This window comes from Hydrogenophaga luteola (assembly GCF_042648585.1).
Taxonomy (GTDB): Bacteria; Pseudomonadota; Gammaproteobacteria; order Burkholderiales; family Burkholderiaceae_C; genus Hydrogenophaga; species Hydrogenophaga luteola.
In genome coordinates this window covers 788,901-806,428 of the sequence record NZ_JBHRXX010000007.1, presented here as the reverse complement: position 1 = coordinate 806,428, position 17,528 = coordinate 788,901, and the positions used below count along the sequence as shown (strand labels likewise).

Below are 17,528 nucleotides of genomic sequence, written 5' to 3'. Positions count from 1 at the left end.
GGGTGCAACCCTGACCGATGACGAACCTGCCCATCGACCGCCCTGCTGAGCTGCGCGCGCCCGCGCACTGGCAGGCGGTCGATTTCATTTCAGACCTCCATCTGCACCCCGGCGAGCCACAGACGCTGGACGCCTGGCGGCGCTATCTGGAACGACCTCCCTCTGCACGGGCAGATGCGCTGTTCATCCTCGGTGACCTGTTTGAAGTGTGGGTAGGAGACGATGCGCTGGAAAATCCGGACTCCTTCGGTGCGCTGTGTGCACGACAGTTGCACCAGTACAGCCGCGACACGCCGGTGTTCTTCATGTGCGGCAACCGGGACTTCCTGGTCGGCCCCCCTGCCCTGACCGCCTGCGGCATGCAAGGTCTGGACGATCCCACGGTGCTGGAAATCATGGGCGAGCGCTGGCTGCTCAGCCATGGTGATGCGCTGTGCCTGGACGACACCGACTACCTCGCCTTCCGGGCCATGGTCCGCTCTGCTGAATGGCAGGGCAGCTTCTTGGCCCAACCGCTCGCACAGCGGGAAGCCGTGGCGCGCGACCTGCGCGAAGGCAGCGAAGCCCGCAAGAAGAGCCTGGCGCATGACCCGGCACTGTGGGCCGACGTGGACGCAGAAGAAGCGCGCCGCTGGCTCCGGGCCGCCGGCGCCCGAACGCTGATCCACGGACACACCCACCGGCCAGCGACGCACGACCTGGGAGATGGTCTGCAACGCGTGGTGCTCAGCGACTGGGACGCCGCTGCCAACCCCGCCCGGATGGACATCCTGCGGCTGGACCACAGCGGCTTTTCGCATCTGCGCCCGTGATACAGACGCTGCAGCGCTGGCTTCCGCGCCGCTGGCGACCGGAACCCCAACTGCCCGATGGGCCTTGGTCGGCCATTCTTGAATCTCACCCCTTTCTGGCGGAGCTCTCGGGGCCTGATCGCGCCCGCCTGCGCCAGCTCAGCGGCCACTTCCTGATGGAAAAAGAATTTCACGGTGCCCACGGGCTGGTCGTAACCGACCCCATGGCGCTGGCGATTGCCGCCCAGGCCTGTCTGCCCCTGCTGCACATTCGTCCGCCATCAGGCCGCACCGCATCGAATCCGCTGGATGCTCTGACCTGGTACGACGATTTCGTCGGCATCGTGGTGCAGCCGGGGGCCGCGCTGGCCCGCCGCCGCGTGGCCGACGCCAGCGGGGTGGTTCACCACTATGACGAGGTGTTGGCTGGCGAGGCCATGGACCGGGGGCCGGTCATGCTGAGCTGGCAAGAGGTGAGCCAGGCGCCCGATGCCGCTGGCACCGGCAGCAACGTGGTGATTCACGAGTTCGTGCACAAGATCGACATGCGGGGCATGCATGCGGGTGGCAGCCCCGACGGCGCACCTGCCCTGGTCGCAGGACTTTGGGGCACTAGCAGTGATGCCCAGGCCCGGGAACACTGGCGGCACACCATGACGCAGGCCTACGACCACTTCCGGGAGAGCGTGTCCATGGCAGAGCGCTTCGGCGCGGAACGCCCCTGGCTGGACGACTACGCGGCCACCAACCCGGCGGAGTTTTTTGCCGTGACCTGCGAGGCCTACTTCGTCAGCCGCCCCCGATTCGGCCAGGAGTTTCCCGCACTCCTCGCGCTTTACGACGGCTTCTTCCGCCCGGACGCCTGAGCACCCGGGCGGTCCGAAAGGATCAGCGCCGCAGCAGCACCTTCAGCGCCTGCTGCAGGCGCCGCGCGGCCCCCTCATCGAACGGCGCGGCCAGCACACGCCCCACATCCTGTGGCCAGGTGTCGGAGGGGGTAGCCTCGTGGCGCCGGGTCAGCAGCTGCAGCTGCAGGAGCCGGCGAGCCTCCACCTGCTCGGCGGGCGTGGGCACTTCGGCCGCCATCTCCAGACGCAACAACGCCTCGACAGGTACGGTTGCCGAAGGCGCCGTCCCGAGCGACTGCACCCAGACGCTGCGCGCTGACGCCACGGTACGAGCACCCAGGGCCTGCGCGGCCGGCACTGCCGACGGATCGCGCTTCTCCCAGGCGGTCAGCAACTGAGTGAGCACCTCGCCATGCGCCTGCGCCGCCAGCTTGCGCAGCGCCGCTTCGGCGTGTTCGAGCGCCTGGCGCTGTGCACGGAACGCCGCGTCGCCCAGCCTGGGCGCCGGTGCACCCCTCGGTTCGCGGGGCGGACGGGCATCCCCCCAGCCATCGCGCGAGCCTCTTCCAGCATCCCGAGCCCCGCGGCCATCCCGTCCTGCGGGTCCACGGCGCTCGTCCCGCCCACCGGGTTCTGCCTTTTTCATGCCCGGTCGGTCATCGCCACGCATGGCCACCAGCTTGCGGACCGGCGCGGGTGCAGCCTTCGGCGCTGCATCGGGCGAATCGGCGGCCTCGGAGGCTGCCTCAGCTTGTGGTCTCCCTTCATCCACGGCGGGAGCGTTGACCGCCTCTTCCCGAGCAGGGGCTTCACCCCGCACCGCCTGTTCCAGCGCCGCCTGGGCTGCCCGGATCTGCTGGGCATCACCACTGGCGCTGGCGGCATCGAGTGCACGAGCAGCCTCCATCACGCGCTGATCGTGTGCGTTCAGCGTGGCTACTGCGCGTTCCCGCTCGAAACTCTTGCGCTGGAATGCGGCGTCGATCGGCTGGCGGAACGCTTCCCAGAGCTTCTGCTCCTGCTTTCGCTCCAGCGGCACCGCATGCGCCTCCGCCTGCCAGCGCTGTTGCAGGGCTTTCACCGCATCGATGCGCAACTGAGGCGCCTCACCCAATGCCACCGCCTCATCGATCATGGCACGGCGACGCGCCACGCTCTCCGCCTGGGCGGCCTCCAGTTCAAGGTGGGCAGCCTGCATGGCGGCTTTCCAGAGGGGTTGAAGCTCGGCGAATGCCTTTTCACTGAGATGGCCAGCCTCGCGCCAGCGCTCGGAGAACGCGTGCAGGTCACGGATCTGGTTTTTCCAGTCGCTCTGCCCGGCGTGGGCCGCGGTCCAAGCCTTGACCTCCTCGATGATGGACAGCCGCTGGGCCCGATGGACCTCCGCCTGCTGGCGCACCTGGGTCAGCCAGACCTCGACCTCCTTGTGCGCCAGGGTGCACGCCTCATCGAAACGCTTCCAGAGGGCATGGTTGGCCTGGCCGCCCTGGTCGGTCGTCTTCCACTGGTCCCGCAGGCTGCGCAAGGTTTCCTGCATCTTGCGGCCACCCAGACGCTGCCCTTCCGGTGCGGCCATCAGCGCCTCGGCTTTGCGAACCAGTTCTTCACGCAGCTGATCGGCACGCCAGCGCTGCCAGTCCTCCAGCTCGCCAGCCTGCGCCAGGATCGCATTCGCCTTGCCTTCGAGTTCAGCCCCGACCAGCCGCCCAGACGAGCGCAGCAGCGCGCGGACATCGGCCGCCGCCTTGGGCGTGGCCTTGCCATGCCCCTGCGCCAGCTCGCGCTCCAGCGTTTCCAGTGCCTTCTGCATCTCCGCCTGCGCACGGGCGCGGCGCTCGGCGGCCTGCGTGTCGGTCTTGTCGGCTTCTGCAGGTGACTCAACGCCACGCGCCTGCCGCAACTCGTCGGCCCACACCGGCACAGCCGGCAATGGCGCCAGCGGGTCCGCATCAGCGGCCACAGCCAGGGCCAGTGCAGCTTCGAAGGCGTCCCAGACCAGTTGCAGTTGCTGCCGCGACGCCTCCAGCATGGGCGGGAACCGGACGTCCACGCTGGGCCATTGGGGGTCGTCGGCCAGCCCACTGGCCTGCGCTTGCCACAGCTGGACATCGGTCCGCAACCCATCGATGCCCGCCTGCGCCTCTTTCCATGACTTGGTCGAAAGGATTTCAATGCGCTGGGCCATCAATACCGCGGACTCGCGCTCCACCTGCACCCGGTGCTGCAGGTCTTCAATGGCCTTGACGCGCTCGGCCAGTGCGGCCTTAAGTCCTGCAAGCGGTTCGCGCGACAGTGGTGCGCCCGCCCTTGCGGCATCGCGCTGCCAAGCCATCGCGTCGGCAAGGTTCAGCCGCGACTGCGCGATCAGCGTCTGTGCTTTTTGGGCCCATTCCACGCCAATGTGTTCCTGGGCCTTCTGGCGCTTGAGTTCGTCGAGCTTTTCTTTCAGAGGCTTGGAGGCACCGCGGTCCCGCTGGGACAGTTCCTTGAACACCTCGTTCATGGCCTCCCAGCTTGGCTCTGTCTGCAACCAAGCGCGCACGCGGGCCGCACGCTCTCCGCTGGTGGGGGCGGAGAACGCACCGCCCGTCAAGGCATCCAGCGGATGGGCCAACGGAGTCGAGGCAGCCCCGCCACCACCGGCCGGCGTCGCGGCGGGATCGGGCGTGGGAGACTGGGGCGCGCTCTTGCGCAGAGAAAACAGCGACATAGTAGTGAGTACAGCAATGAGAGACGCCCACGCCGATGGGCGATGGACCGCATCCGCTATTGTCGCCCGGGATGACCCGCCGCCGACCTGATGCGCCGGCCCAAAAGAGAAACCCCGGCAGGAAAACCTGCCGGGGTTGACGGCGGGCAAATTGCACTTGCCGTCGGGGGTTGGCAGAAAGGGAGTTGAATGTCCCTGACGCCTGGAAGCAAGAGATTGCTTCCGTTGGGAGCCGACTGACAGCTGAACTGCCTGATCGGCTGAATGCCGGTCGTCACGACCGACGCCCGAAGACTACGCCGAAAGCGTCTCGAATTCAAGCGCCGAGACGCTCTGTTACCCCCACGATTCAAGACATCCGACTGGCGGCGACCTCCCTGCGTCGAACACACGAGACAGATGCCATATCCGACCAACGGTATCTAAAAGACAGACGGACGGCAGCCTGCATATTCATTGGACCGGCCGCTAGGAATCTGCAAACAAGGGCGGCTCAACCACACACCTAATAACCAAATATTGTTTTAAACGGCGTTTAAAACATTGACTGCGCATTAACAGGCACATACCATTCGCCCCGTTTCCCGTTCCGGGTAAACCCTCACGACGTCGGCACCACCTCTCACACCGCCGGTGCCCGCGAAGTCGCCATTGATGGCGCCCCCCCTCACCGCTGCATCAGACCTCGTGGTCGGCGCAGCCTTGCAAGGAGCGACAACATGACAACGCTTTCTATTCCAGAGGCGCAGCACAAGAGCAACGCCTCAACCGTCCAGTCTTCCGTGCTCATCGCACTCTCCGATGCGTACAGAGGCTTCGTCGCCCTTACCCGCAACGGCATGGCCTTGCTGGGTGCGGGCCTCGCAGCGCTGGTCATCACTCTCGCCGTAAAGAGCGACCTACGTACGGACGTGGAGCAGCAGTTGCTGAGCTGGTTGCAAGAACGCCAGGACTCCGCCGTGGTGGCAGATGACACCGCCATGCCCGACGATAGCAGCGACGATCGCCTCGCGGTTGCTCCTCCCCCCTTGCTGCCAAAACAGCAGGCCGCCGTGACCCAGTGGCTCAGCCGCAAATACCGCGTAGCGCCGGAACCGCTGGGCGCCTTGGTGGCAGAAGCCTTTGCGGTCGGAGCCAAGGTGCGTCTTGATCCGACCCTGATCCTGGCCGTGATGGCCATTGAGTCGCGCTTCAATCCCTATGCACAGAGCCCTGTGGGCGCCCAGGGCCTGATGCAGGTGCTGACCCGCGTGCACACCGACAAGTACGACGACTACGGGGGCGCCATGGCCGCGTTCGACCCTCTGTCCAATCTGCGTGTCGGCGTCAAGGTGCTCCAGGACTGCATCAAGCAGGCCGGCTCCGTCGAAGGCGGGCTGCGGCTCTACGTGGGAGCTGTGACCACCGACGGCAGCGGCTACATCAACAAGGTGATGGCCGAGCACCTTCGCATCCAGAGCGTCGCGCTGGGCAAACCGATGCCGACGTCCTTCCCTATCTTCACCGCCGCGCCTGCACCTGCAACGCCAGAGCAGATCGAGCCGACCCAGACCGGGCTGCTCGATTCCCCACCCGAAGCGACTCCTGCCAGCCAGCCGGTCGAGCCAGCAGCTGACACTGCGCTCACCAGCTCCTGACTGCAGAGACCGCCAAGACCCTGCGGCTGCTCCCGTCTGTCGCTCGGATAAACTACCGGGGTGCGCAACTGGCGATAGGCGCGCGGCAGTCACCTGCCGTCCGCGCTGACGTGGCCCCCCGCTCCCCGCGAGCGGGACAACCACTGGGAAGCGCACCGCCCCATCCAAGGGTGTTCAGCCGTTCGCCTGGGCAGTCCCTGCCGTTCCACCGGAATGCGCGGGGTCCCTTTCTCCAGAGTCCACCCCGAGACTGCCAACCATGTACGACCGCAACATCCTCATCGAGCAAACCGACCCCGAGCTGTTCGCCGCCATCCAGGCCGAAAACGCGCGCCAGGAACACCACATCGAGCTGATTGCCAGCGAGAACTACGCCTCGCCGGCCGTGATGGCCGCCCAGGGCACCCAGCTGACCAACAAGTACGCCGAGGGTTACCCCGGCAAGCGCTACTACGGCGGCTGCGAGTACGTCGACGTGGCCGAACAGCTGGCCATCGACCGTGTCAAGCAGCTCTTCGGTGCCGATGCCGCCAACGTGCAGCCGCACTGCGGCGCCTCGGCCAACGAAGCCGTGTTCCTTGCATTTCTCAAGCCCGGCGACACCATCATGGGCATGAGCCTGGCCGAAGGCGGCCACCTCACGCACGGCATGCCGCTGAACATGTCGGGCAAGTGGTTCAACGTGGTCAGCTACGGCCTGGACAAGAACGAAGCCATCGACTACGACGCCATGGAAGCGAAGGCGCGCGAGCACAAGCCCAAGCTGATCGTGGCCGGAGCCTCCGCCTACAGCCTGCGCATCGATTTCGAGCGCTTCGCCAGGATCGCCAAGGAAATCGGCGCCATCTTCATGGTCGACATGGCCCACTACGCCGGCCTGATCGCTGCGGGTGTCTACCCGAACCCGGTGCCGTTCGCCGATGTGGTGACTTCCACCACCCACAAGAGCCTGCGTGGCCCGCGTGGCGGCATCATCCTGATGAAAGCCGAGCACGAGAAGGCCATCAACAGCGCCATCTTCCCGGGCCTGCAGGGTGGTCCGCTGATGCACGTCATCGCCGCCAAGGCGGTGGCCTTCAAGGAAGCGCTGCAGCCCGAGTTCAAGGCCTACCAGCAACAGGTGGTGAAGAACGCCCAGATCGTGGCCGAAACCCTGACCCAGCGCGGCCTGCGCATCGTGAGCGGCCGGACCGAAAGCCACGTCATGCTCGTGGACCTGCGGGCCAAGGGCATCACCGGCAAGGAAGCCGAGGCCGTGCTGGGCAGCGCCCACATGACCATCAACAAGAATGCGATTCCGAACGATCCGGAGAAGCCGATGGTCACCAGCGGCGTGCGCATCGGCACCCCGGCCATGACCACGCGCGGCTTCAAGGACGAAGAAGCCCGCCTGACCGCCAACCTGATCGCCGACGTGCTGGACAACCCGCGCGACCCGGCGAATATCGAGGCGGTGCGAGCCAAAGTGAACGCCCTGACCTCGCGCTTCCCCGTCTACAAGTGAAGTGCCCCTTCTGCGGCCATCTGGAAACCCAGGTCGTCGAGACCCGGGTTTCCGAAGACGCGGATTTCATCCGCCGCCGCAGGCAGTGCGGCCACTGCGAAAAGCGCTTTACCACCTACGAGCGGCCGGAAGTCAGCTTTCCGGCGGTGGTAAAGAAGGACGGCCGGCGCGTGGACTACGTGCCGGCCAAACTCCGCGCCTCGTTCACCCTGGCCCTGCGCAAGCGGCCGGTCAGCACCGAACAGGTCGACGCCGCCATCGAGCGCATTGAAGAAAAGCTGCTCAACCTCGGCACCCGCGAGGTCGCTTCGACCAAGCTAGGCGAAATGGTGATGCGCGAGCTCAAGAAGCTCGACAAGGTGGCCTATATCCGCTTTGCCAGCGTTTACCGCAGCTTCGAGGACATCGACGAGTTCCGAGCGCTCGTGGATGAGGTCCGCCGATAACAACCGACTGAGCTGTTGAAAACGGCGCCTCCTTCAATAGAGGGACACGTCGTCGTCATTTACCTCATCGGAGGCATGATTTGGCGCCGACGCATGGGAATAATGAGTTCGAACGCATTACATACTCGAACTCATCATGCGATTGCCATCCCGCCAGCATCCCTTGCAATTCCGTGGTTATACCTTGATGGAACTGGTCGTGGCCACCGCGCTGCTGGCCGTTCTCATTCAGCTCGCTATTCCTTCCATGAGCCGGCTGCTCTCTGACTGGCAAAGAGACCATGCCACCCGAGCCATCACAGACCACCTTGCGCTAGCCAGATCAGAAGCCATTCGCTGGTCCCGGCGCGTGGTGATGTGCAGCAGTGTCGATGGCCTCAACTGCTCTCCGAGTTCCAACAGAGAATGGAAATCGGGGTGGCTCGTTTTTCAGGACATCGATGGCAACGGCCAATTCAGTCCCACCGACAAATTGATCGCTGTTTCGCAGGGCGCCAATGGGATTCAGAGCATCCGGGGGAATGCACTGCTTCAGCGCTTCGTTTTCATGCCAACGGGCATGATGGCATCTGGAATGGGCACGCTGGAAATTGTTCCCAATATGGGCGCCAGCCAGAGAATCATCGTCAATCGAATTGGAAGAATCCGGCTCAGCACCGACCCACCTGTCGAATGAAGCCAAATGCGCCGGACGGAGCCTTGACGGAGCAAGACCGACGGAGGTCTGGTGGCGGAATGTGGCGACCCAAAGCCACAGCCGCGTGAGAAATGAATGCTTTTTGCCGCTGAGCACGCCAAACACGACCGCGCGTCAGGGCGCACAGAAGTCCCTCGAAGGCGGGCGATACATTGCAGTACGGAGCTGCAAATTGAACACCCTGCCCTCACCCTTGATGCCTTATGCCCGACAGCACGGATTCACGCTGGTGGAGTTGGTCGTGACCATCGCGCTTGTTGCGATTGTCTCCACCCTCGCCTTCCCTACCTTCAGTGAAACACTCCGTCAGTGGCGTCGCGACAGCGCCACCCGTGCGCTGTCATCGAGCCTTCAACTGGCACGGACAGAGGCCATCAAGTCGTCGCGAAGACTGGTGGTGTGCTCCAGTTCCGATGGCGAGACCTGTGCTGACAGCAGCGATTGGAAAGACGGCTGGATCGTGTTTGTTGATGACGGCGCGACCGATCTAGCTTACGACGATGGCGAACGCATCATCAGCGTGAGCGAAGCACAGGGCGGAATCGCCTCCCTGACCAACGACGACGACGTCACTGCCCTCCAGTTCATGCCCAACGGACTGATGGCCGCAGGGGCGACAACCTTTACCGTGACGCCCTCTGGCGCAACGTCGGCGACAAAAGTCAACAAGCTGGAACTGAACACTGTAGGGCGCACTTCCGTGACCGTCGAATAGCCCTGAACGAGAGAAACGCTATGCACTCTATCCACTCAGGTCTCATTTTTCGATCAGCTGCCAGTCGTCGCGAACTTGGCGCCAGCATGATCGAAGTCCTAGTATCCATCCTGCTCGTGTCCATCGGACTACTGGGCATCGCCGGACTCTCGGGCGCCACATTCAACTACAACAAGGTCGCCCAGATGCGGCTTACTGGACTGGCTCTTGTCAACGACTTCGCCGATCGCGCCCGCATCAACGTCTATGGATACGACCTTGGTGCTTACGACATCGACCTGAGTGACAATTTCGCGGTTCTGGCCGAATCGGAAAACGAAGAAGATGTGGCCGCAGCCGTGGCTGCAACCAACATTGCACTTCTGGACCCGGATCCATCAAGTGCGGATAACGCCTTGGCCGCTGCCAACTCGCTCGCCTCCGCAGACGTCAATCAGTTCCTCCGCAGCGTTAGCAGCCGCTTGCCTCAGGGCGACGCTGTCGTGGTCAGTCGGCAGGCTGACGCCCGCAGCCTTGACGTGTGGTTGCTCTGGAAGGAACCGAAGACCGACGAGGGTGATGAGGACGATGACAAAGGCGGTTTCTCACTGTTCGATGAGGCCAAGGGCAACTGCCCGACCAACCTCGACGACGAGCAGATAAGTGAATACAGCTGCATGTACTTCAAGGTGGGACTCTGAATATGGCCGTCAAACCGCTTTCCTCTGGTCTGTCCCGCCGCTCGCAGCGCGGTTTCAGTCTGGTCGAGCTGATGGTCGCCCTGACCATCGGTCTGTTCCTCATGGGCGCGGTCGGCATCATCTATGTCAACACGTCGAACTCTTCGCGAGCGAGCACGCTGGAGTCCCAGATGAACGAAGACGCTGCCCTGGCGCTGGAGTTGCTGCAACAGCAAATCCGCTTGGCGGGGTTTTCCAACGCTGACAACACCGGCGCCCGGCGGTTCTCTGGCCGTGCGGTGTATGGCTGCGATCTGGGATTCGCCGCCACTGATGCGAACTTCAATGCGTTGGCGTGCAACGGCGCCGGAACCGCAAGCGATGCCATTTCGGTCCGCTACGAGGCCACCCTTCTCAACAGCCAGGATGCGGCCGGCGACCCTGGCAACTGTGCCCATGAAGGAATTGCAGAATGGGCAGCGGCAGGGGAAGGTGGCATCGACAACATGAGGCTGGCAGACAACCGCTATTACGTTGCCGCCGATGCCGATGGAACTCCCGCCCTGTTCTGCCAGGGGCGCACGGGAGCAGGGTTCGGTGATGCCACTGCACTCATTCCCAACATCGAGGACATGCAGGTGCAGTTCGCGGTCACGGCTTTGCCCGTGGTTGACGAGGTCATTCCCCACCAGGTGGCTGGCTACGTCAACGCCAGCCACGACGCACTGGGTGACACAGCGGCCAACTGGTCGCGGGTGGCTGCCATACGCGTGTGCCTGATCGCACGCAGCGCCACGCCGGTTCCCACGGGCGACAACAGCCTCGACGACGTTGGCTTCTATCGCGGATGCAATGGCGAGGAACTGACCTCCAGCGACCGGTATCTGCGCAGGGCTTACGTGACCACCATACAGCTTCGCAATGCCCGTCCGGCGCTGCCAGCCGAATGGTCCCTCGGCGCCAATCCATGGGCCTTCCTGTACGAGGAATGAGCCGCCATCACCCAGAAGGCAATGCCATGAGAAGCCATCAGATGCCCCAACAACCCACACCCCAGCGAGGAATCGTGCTGCCTATGGCGTTGATCATGCTGGTGATCATTTCGTTCGCAGGTCTCATGGCTGCCCGCAACTCGGCCACCTTCGAGCAGTTCTCCAACAACTTGCGCACCACTCAGGTGGCGCGGCTGGCTGCAGAAGATGCGCTGCGCCAATGCGAGCGGATTGCCAAAGCCAAGGCGGAGGCCGAGGATGACCCGGCTGTGGTCGTTCCGGACGATGCGGCCAAGATCTCTGAAACAGAAATTGCAGCCGACGACGACGTGTCCATAAAGGGCGGGCTCTGGAACACAAAGGCCAGTTGGGCCGATGGCGCTGACAACCTGATCACCGTCGTACCCACCTATGGGGAGAACGTTCAGGACGAAGACGGCAAGAACCCCAGGCTGAAAAACAGCCCCACCTGCATCATTCAGACCATGGTCAACGACCGTTTCCTGGTCACTTCACGCGGTCTTTCGAACGACGCCCAGGTTGATGAAAACGGCGTTCTGACCGCCGGATCGGAAGTCTGGCTGCAGTCCATCCTCACGCCAGCCATTCCCATGCTGGATGACAACGGAGGGTGGAAGTGAGCCACACAAGTACCTTTTTCCTGCATTCGAGCATGTCATTGATTTCAGAGAGGCTCTCCATGAACACATCACCCGTGACCCGCAGATTGCCAGATCGAGCGTTGTTCGGCCTGCTGTCGTGCGTTGCCGTGTTGGCCGCTTCCAGTGCCTTGGCTCAGCCGTCGCAGAAGCCTTTGCTGACCACGGTGTCCGGTGCAAAACCCAACTTGATGGTGGTCCTGGACAACTCAGGCTCCATGGGCTACAGCTACCATGAAACGTATGGTGTCCTTGCGGACACGGACGCCAGCACCACGATTCGCCGCTGTGTCCCGGGAGGCAGCGGATATCCGGCGTACGGGCTCGCTTTGGGAGGCAGACCAACAAACACGCCACAGGCGCAGACCGCAGGGACCTCTCGAATCTGCCTGACCTGGGGCGGAACATCATGGGTCTGGCAGGCTGGCTCAAACTACCCAACGCCCCGGCAAGTGGTCGGCTCCTGGTCTGCCCAGCGGTCCCCCCAGGTGAACCCGGTTTACTACAACCCCAACATCACCTACCGGCTGCGGGTCGATGCCAGCGGCAACAACATCACGCCCCCCGATGCCTTCCAGTTCGTTTCGAACCAAGGCAGCATCCATACCGCCTACGAGTACCGTTCCGACTCCCTGTACTACCACTCCTCGCTGAGCACGGGTGACAACGCCTATTACTCAATCCGAACAGGAACCGAGCCAACTGGAGCCCCGGCGTATGGCCTCTACGCGGCTTTCCGTATTCCCAAGCACATCACGTACACAAGCGCCACGGCGGCCACTCCTGGGTTCACATCAGTCCGATGCAACGATGTGATGACAAACCCCGAGAGCGGTCTGCAAGACGGTTGCAGGCAATTCACCACCACCACGATCACCTTTGCTGGTAACGCAACTACCTCGGACACGACCTGCGTGGTCGGCGGAGTCTGCACCACCACGGGAACGGTGACCAGAACCTATATCGATCTCCCCACGGGTCACGCCCGCACCGACTGCAATGTCAGCGGCAATACCAACCGTTGCTCGGTTGCGCAGGAAACCGAGAACGTCAAGAACTGGTATCGCTACTATTTCAACCGGCAGGAGGCCGCCACGTCGGCCATTGGTCAAGCCCTGGCCAACCCGGATCTTGAGGGAGAAATCCGCGTCGGCTACATGCTGATCAACCGCAAAAACGGCTCCGTGATGGACTTGGTGCCCGGCGTCAACACCACCAACACAGACACCCTTCGTGGCGTTCGCATGTTGGACAGCGGCTCAACGGACAACCAAGAGTTGTACAACTGGCTATACAGTCAGGTGCCGCGCGGAGGGACACCCTTGCACAACGCCGTGGACAAGGTGGCCCAGTACTACAGGGCAGATACGACGGGGGTGCGTGAAAACCCTTGGTCCACCAATCCGGCGGACTTGGCCAACGCCACGAGCAACCCCGAAATGTCCTGCCGCCGCTCGTTCAACCTGCTGTTCTCGGACGGCGCGTGGACCAGAACGTTGTCGACCAACTCCGGTGACGATCACGACAACGAGGACGGGGATGAACCAGGGTTTGATCGCCTCAGGGCAGATGGAACCACCGAGTATTTCAGGTATCTGCGCCGTGGCATCAACACCACCCTGGGCCGCAAGCAGTACACCCCCTATCCAGCCACCGCCACCGGCGGCCTAGCAGACCTTACCGCGGAGTACTTCTGGCACACCGACCTGCGCGAATCGCTGGAAAATGGCGTGACCACACGCGCCGGCCAACCTACTTTCTGGCAGAACATGACCACGTACACGGTCGGCTACCAGATTGCGCCGTCAAGCCCCCTGACCTTCGATCAAATCACCCAGTACCAGAGCGAATACGCCCAAAATGGTTACACCGCCGCGACCAAACCCTCTTGGCCCACTGGCGACCTGACCAGTTCTTCCGTGGCCGACACCTTGCGGGTGAACGACTTCCTTCAAGCTGGCTACACCGGCGGCGGTCGGGGATTCAGCGCGCGTTCCGCTGACGACGTGCGAAACATCTTCGATACGGTGCTGTCCGACATCCTGAATTCCTCTGGCAACGATGCCGGTGTGGCCGTGAGCGGTTCCACCACAGGCGCGGCCACCAGCACCATCCAGGACCGTGTCAAGTACAGCGTCAGCTACCGCACCATCGACAACACGGGTGACATCGAAGCACAGGAATTGGCGGCGGATGGCTCTGTATCTGAGGTTCTCTGGACCGCATCGACAATGATGCCGACTTACGATGAGCGCAACGTCTACTCCATCAGCAACGACAACACGCCTTTTGAGTTCACAGGCACGTTCACCAGCTTGCCGGATGACATAGAGGCAGCCCTCAAGACAGGCCCCGACAGCGGACGCATTGCCAACGACACCAGCTTTGTCGATTACCTGCGTGGCAAAGACCCTGTGAATGACGTGGACAATGTATTGTTCCGCCAGCGAGCTACTCCCATCGCGGCCATGGTCAATCCACCGTCCATTTACATGGGTGGCAATCAGGACCTGATCTACGACCTGGTGGGAAATGTCGAGGGTTCTTCCGACTACCAGGTCTACATGCAGAAGCGGCGCAGCTTCCCTGCATCGTTGTATGTGGCCACCAACGGCGGGGTTCTGCATGCGTTGAGTGCCTCTACTGGAGTCGAACTGGCAGGCTTTATGCCCAGACGCAGCATGAGACGTCTACTGGACTACGCAAAGGTGGACTATGACTTCCAGTACATCCTAGACGGCCCCATCAGCGAGAACGATCTCTACATTCGAAACCCCGTCGACGACACCACCTTGGGTTGGCAGCACATGGCTGTAGGAACCGGCGGGCGTGGTGAGCAGCTGGTGTACGCCGTCACAGCCCCACTGAAGGGCGATACAGCTGACAACACGGCCGACCGGACACCGGAAATGGGCGATTTCGCCTGGGAAACCGGTCCTGACAAGATCAACAACGGGGAACTGACCATGGGTTACATCACTACCCCTGCGATCGGTGGTCAGACTGAAAACGGCAGTTGGGTGGTCATCCTCCCCAGTGGTCACTACAACGGCGTTGCAAACAACAGAAAGCATGGCCTCATCGTGCTGGACGCTTCGACCGGCGAACTGCTCAGGAACATACCTTTGCCCGGGGCAGCAGACGCAGGCCGTGGCCTGGGGGCGGTGACTCTCATGCGCAAGGAAAAGCGCATTGTGGGTGCCTACGCCGGCGACGCCAAAGGAAATCTGTGGCGCTTCGACCTGCGGGGCGCGCCCGCCGACTGGAGAGTTTCATACGGGGGAGAACCAGTTTTCAGAACCGTGGGCGAGCGCCCCATCTATGGCGCGCCAGCCTGGCAAGAGCACCCAGAGGGAGGCAACATCGTGGTGTTTGCCACGGGCATGCTGTTGGATGACGACGATATCGGCGACACCGCTGAAAGGGAAGCTATCTATGGAATTTGGGACCCGACTCCCGTGGGTGCAGACGATGTGTCGTTCACAACCCGTCAAGCAGCCAACCTGGTCTCGCAAACCATTGACCAATCATCAAGAACGACGTCCGGCCTCGGAGACTACTTTACGATTTCCAACAATGAAGTGGACTGGACGACAGACCATGGATGGACCGTCGAGTTGGGCTATCTCGACGAAGGTGAACGCAACATTGACCGGGTGCAGAACTTTGGGGCCTCTATCTTCTTGAGCACTGTCGCCATCGCTGAGTCCGATGATGAAGACGAAGAGATCTGCAAGATTTCTGACCTGCCAGTTAACTACCTATATGTCCTGGACGCTTTGACGGGTTCACTCGCCAGGAACGGTACATCGTTCGATGTCCTTGACGACGACGACAACTCTGGCACTGACGGCAAGGGCGATGGCTTCGTCGTTGGCCGTATTGAGAGCGGAGGTTTCTCCCGAGCCGTGGTGCTTCCTCCAACCTTCGAGACTCCCACGGAGCCCCCGACCGAGACAGAATGCAAAGGCAACTGCGACGGATATGTCGACAAAGATCTGCGCAGGTATCTGGACGGGGGGAGCAGCCTGGGCGAGGACACACCTGATCCACCATGCGGGGCGATCGGCACCCGAGCAATAGGCGCAAACCCGCTGGGAGGACCTCCGATCGAAGACAACTGCCCAACCAGTAAAGCATGGAGCCGTACCCAGATCCAGCTGAGTGCACCGCCGTCGAACTGACGAGAAAACGAGCTTCACCATGAACAGAGTACATACCAAGGTCGGACACCAACGGGTGCAGCGCGGTTTCACACTGATCGAAGTGATGGTCGTGGTGGCCATCATCGGAATCATCGCGGCCATTGCCTATCCGTCGTATCAAGAGCAGGTTGCCAAATCCCGGAGGGCAGACGCCCAGAGGGCCCTGATGGAGGCCGAGCAGTACATGAGGCGTTTTTTCAGTTCGCGAGATACGTTTGAGGGCATTACGCTGCCAGCAGGCCTGCTCACGTCTCCTCGCACAGGAATGGGACCTGCCGCCTACAACATCGAGTTGATAGAAGGCGGAGAGGTTGTGGACACCACCACAGATGCGTCGGCGACTTCGTTTACCTTGCAGGCCACCCGTACCGGCAGCATGGCGAATGATCGCTGCGGAAATCTGCAAATCTCAAACACAGGCGTCAAAATACTTACCGGGCTCACGGGGCTTTCTGAAACTGAGCTTGAAGCCCGGCGCGCCGAGTGCTTCAAGGCCTCCTGATCGCATGCCGGTGGATCAAGGTCCGCTGTCCGACGCTCTTGAGAGGTCTCGGCATTCCCTGACGCTGTCCAACCCCAACCCCCGCGTTGGGTGCGTGATCCTCGCACCCGATGGCCGTGAAATCGGGCGAGGTCACACCCAGCAGGCCGGTGGCCCTCACGCTGAGGTAGTGGCTCTGCGCGATGCGGCGCAGCGTGGCGAATCCACCCGGGGCGCGACCGCATACGTCACGCTGGAGCCCTGTTCCCACCATGGCCGCACCCCTCCCTGCTGCGATGCGCTGATCGCAGCCGACATGGCGAAGGTGGTGGTGGCCACGGGCGATCCCAACCCCAAGGTGGCCGGGCGAGGTCTGGAACGTCTTCGCGCCGCGGGCATCGAGGTGGAACTGCTGCCGTCAGAACACCCTGTCGCCCTCGCCACGCGCGAACTCAACATCGGCTTCTTCAGCCGCATGATCCGCGGCACCCCCTGGGTGCGCATGAAGGCGGCCATGTCGCTCGACGGCGTGACAGCCCTGGGGAATGGCGTCAGCCAGTGGATCACCGGAGAAGCGGCCCGTGCAGACGGCCACGCCTGGCGTGCGCGCGCCTGCGCGGTGCTCACGGGCATCGGTACCGTGCTGGAGGACGACCCCATGCTGGATGTGCGGCAGGTGCCGACGCCCCGGCAGCCCCATCTGGTCATCATCGACAGCAAGCTCGAAACCCCGCCCACCGCCCGCCTGTTCCAGGCCCCGGCGCAGGGGCTGGCGCGCCAAATCTTCATTTACTGCGCCGCATCCGACACCAGCCGCCAGGCGGCGCTGGAGCAGCTGGGTTCCACCGTGATCGCCCTGCCCGGCCCGGGCGGCAAGGTCGATCTGGCTGCCATGCTGCGCGACCTGGCCTCCCGGGAGGTGAACGAGTTGCACCTGGAAGCCGGCCACAAGCTCAACGGATCTTTCATCCGCGAAGGCCTGGTCGACGAGTTCCTGCTGTACCTGGCTCCCCAGATGCTGGGTGTCGGCGGGTCGGGGCTGGCCAACTGGGGGCCCCTGCAGTCGCTGGACCAGCGCCTGCCCTTGCGGTTCGCCTCGGTGGAGCCGGTGGGCGAGGACCTGCGCATCCTGGCGCGGGTGCAGGGCCGGGACCGTTTCATGCACGCCTGAGGTCTGCAAACCG

General features: G+C 62.9%; 14 protein-coding genes and 1 riboswitch. Of the genes, 13 read left to right on the top strand and 1 reads right to left on the bottom strand.

Annotated features, from left to right (window positions below; all coding sequences use genetic code 11):
* Positions 1-17 precede the first annotated feature (17 nt).
* Positions 18-812 (top strand): UDP-2,3-diacylglucosamine diphosphatase, encoded by a 795-nt coding sequence (locus ACFOPI_RS18595; protein WP_382177121.1) that lies wholly within the window; start codon positions 18-20, stop codon positions 810-812.
* A complete protein-coding gene (locus ACFOPI_RS18590; protein ID WP_382177119.1) occupies positions 809-1,657 on the top strand; it encodes a M90 family metallopeptidase in 849 nt (282 codons plus the stop codon). Before ACFOPI_RS18595 ends, ACFOPI_RS18590 begins: the two co-directional genes overlap by 4 nt.
* A 22-nt stretch (positions 1,658-1,679) precedes the next feature.
* Here the strand turns inward: ACFOPI_RS18590 and ACFOPI_RS18585 are convergent, their stop codons facing one another.
* Positions 1,680-4,349 (bottom strand): DUF349 domain-containing protein, encoded by a 2,670-nt coding sequence (locus tag ACFOPI_RS18585; protein WP_382177116.1) that lies wholly within the window; start codon positions 4,347-4,349, stop codon positions 1,680-1,682.
* Positions 4,350-5,068: 719 nt separating this feature from the next.
* Here ACFOPI_RS18585 and ACFOPI_RS18580 point away from each other — a divergent pair.
* The 11 genes from ACFOPI_RS18580 to ribD all read left to right on the top strand — a co-directional run bounded on the left by ACFOPI_RS18580 (position 5,069) and on the right by ribD (position 17,515).
* Positions 5,069-5,986, top strand: coding sequence for a lytic transglycosylase domain-containing protein (locus ACFOPI_RS18580; RefSeq protein ID WP_382177113.1), 918 nt, complete (start codon positions 5,069-5,071; stop codon positions 5,984-5,986).
* Positions 5,987-6,040: 54 nt separating this feature from the next.
* A riboswitch (ZMP/ZTP riboswitch) is annotated at positions 6,041-6,185 on the top strand.
* Positions 6,186-6,245: 60 nt separating this feature from the next.
* Entirely contained in the window at positions 6,246-7,490 is a 1,245-nt protein-coding gene (gene glyA / locus ACFOPI_RS18575; RefSeq protein ID WP_382177111.1) for a serine hydroxymethyltransferase, read from the top strand.
* On the top strand, positions 7,487-7,936 hold the full coding sequence (gene nrdR / locus ACFOPI_RS18570) for a transcriptional regulator NrdR (RefSeq protein WP_382177108.1): 450 nt from the start codon (positions 7,487-7,489) through the stop codon (positions 7,934-7,936). The genes glyA and nrdR overlap by 4 nt, the downstream gene beginning before the upstream one ends.
* A gap of 136 nt (positions 7,937-8,072) precedes the next feature.
* Positions 8,073-8,612 carry a GspH/FimT family pseudopilin gene (locus ACFOPI_RS18565; protein ID WP_382177105.1) on the top strand — a complete coding sequence of 180 codons (540 nt, stop codon included), beginning with the start codon at positions 8,073-8,075 and terminating at the stop codon, positions 8,610-8,612.
* A gap of 193 nt (positions 8,613-8,805) precedes the next feature.
* The gene (locus ACFOPI_RS18560) at positions 8,806-9,348 is read left to right on the top strand and encodes a GspH/FimT family pseudopilin (RefSeq protein WP_382177102.1); all 543 of its coding nucleotides are present in this window, start codon (positions 8,806-8,808) and stop codon (positions 9,346-9,348) included.
* A gap of 86 nt (positions 9,349-9,434) precedes the next feature.
* Positions 9,435-10,028 carry a type IV pilus modification PilV family protein gene (locus tag ACFOPI_RS18555; RefSeq protein WP_382177099.1) on the top strand — a complete coding sequence of 198 codons (594 nt, stop codon included), beginning with the start codon at positions 9,435-9,437 and terminating at the stop codon, positions 10,026-10,028.
* 2 nt (positions 10,029-10,030) lie between these two features.
* Positions 10,031-10,999, top strand: a complete 969-nt coding sequence (locus ACFOPI_RS18550) for a PilW family protein (RefSeq protein WP_382177096.1) — start codon at positions 10,031-10,033, stop codon at positions 10,997-10,999.
* 41 nt (positions 11,000-11,040) lie between these two features.
* A complete protein-coding gene (locus tag ACFOPI_RS18545; protein WP_382177094.1) occupies positions 11,041-11,640 on the top strand; it encodes a pilus assembly PilX family protein in 600 nt (199 codons plus the stop codon).
* 59 nt (positions 11,641-11,699) lie between these two features.
* Entirely contained in the window at positions 11,700-15,842 is a 4,143-nt protein-coding gene (locus ACFOPI_RS18540) for a pilus assembly protein (RefSeq protein WP_382177091.1), read from the top strand.
* A 19-nt stretch (positions 15,843-15,861) separates the two neighbouring features.
* Positions 15,862-16,365: a type IV pilin protein gene (locus tag ACFOPI_RS18535; RefSeq protein WP_382177089.1), complete on the top strand. Its 504-nt coding sequence runs from the start codon at positions 15,862-15,864 to the stop codon at positions 16,363-16,365.
* 4 nt (positions 16,366-16,369) lie between these two features.
* Positions 16,370-17,515: a bifunctional diaminohydroxyphosphoribosylaminopyrimidine deaminase/5-amino-6-(5-phosphoribosylamino)uracil reductase RibD gene (gene ribD / locus ACFOPI_RS18530; RefSeq protein ID WP_382177086.1), complete on the top strand. Its 1,146-nt coding sequence runs from the start codon at positions 16,370-16,372 to the stop codon at positions 17,513-17,515.
* Positions 17,516-17,528 lie beyond the last annotated feature (13 nt).

Bases quoted from the DNA above. Each gene is read 5' to 3' on its own strand.
- ACFOPI_RS18555 (WP_382177099.1), top strand. From the start codon at position 9,435: ATGATCGAAGTCCTAGTATCCATCCTGCTCGTGTCCATCGGACTACTG.
- ACFOPI_RS18565 (WP_382177105.1), top strand. From the start codon at position 8,073: ATGCGATTGCCATCCCGCCAGCATCCCTTGCAATTCCGTGGTTATACC.
- ACFOPI_RS18585 (WP_382177116.1), bottom strand. From the start codon at position 4,349: ATGTCGCTGTTTTCTCTGCGCAAGAGCGCGCCCCAGTCTCCCACGCCC.
- ACFOPI_RS18545 (WP_382177094.1), top strand. From the start codon at position 11,041: ATGCCCCAACAACCCACACCCCAGCGAGGAATCGTGCTGCCTATGGCG.
- ribD (WP_382177086.1), top strand. From the start codon at position 16,370: ATGCCGGTGGATCAAGGTCCGCTGTCCGACGCTCTTGAGAGGTCTCGG.
- ACFOPI_RS18580 (WP_382177113.1), top strand. From the start codon at position 5,069: ATGACAACGCTTTCTATTCCAGAGGCGCAGCACAAGAGCAACGCCTCA.
- ACFOPI_RS18535 (WP_382177089.1), top strand. From the start codon at position 15,862: ATGAACAGAGTACATACCAAGGTCGGACACCAACGGGTGCAGCGCGGT.
- glyA (WP_382177111.1), top strand. From the start codon at position 6,246: ATGTACGACCGCAACATCCTCATCGAGCAAACCGACCCCGAGCTGTTC.
- ACFOPI_RS18595 (WP_382177121.1), top strand. From the start codon at position 18: ATGACGAACCTGCCCATCGACCGCCCTGCTGAGCTGCGCGCGCCCGCG.
- ACFOPI_RS18550 (WP_382177096.1), top strand. From the start codon at position 10,031: ATGGCCGTCAAACCGCTTTCCTCTGGTCTGTCCCGCCGCTCGCAGCGC.
- ACFOPI_RS18540 (WP_382177091.1), top strand. From the start codon at position 11,700: ATGAACACATCACCCGTGACCCGCAGATTGCCAGATCGAGCGTTGTTC.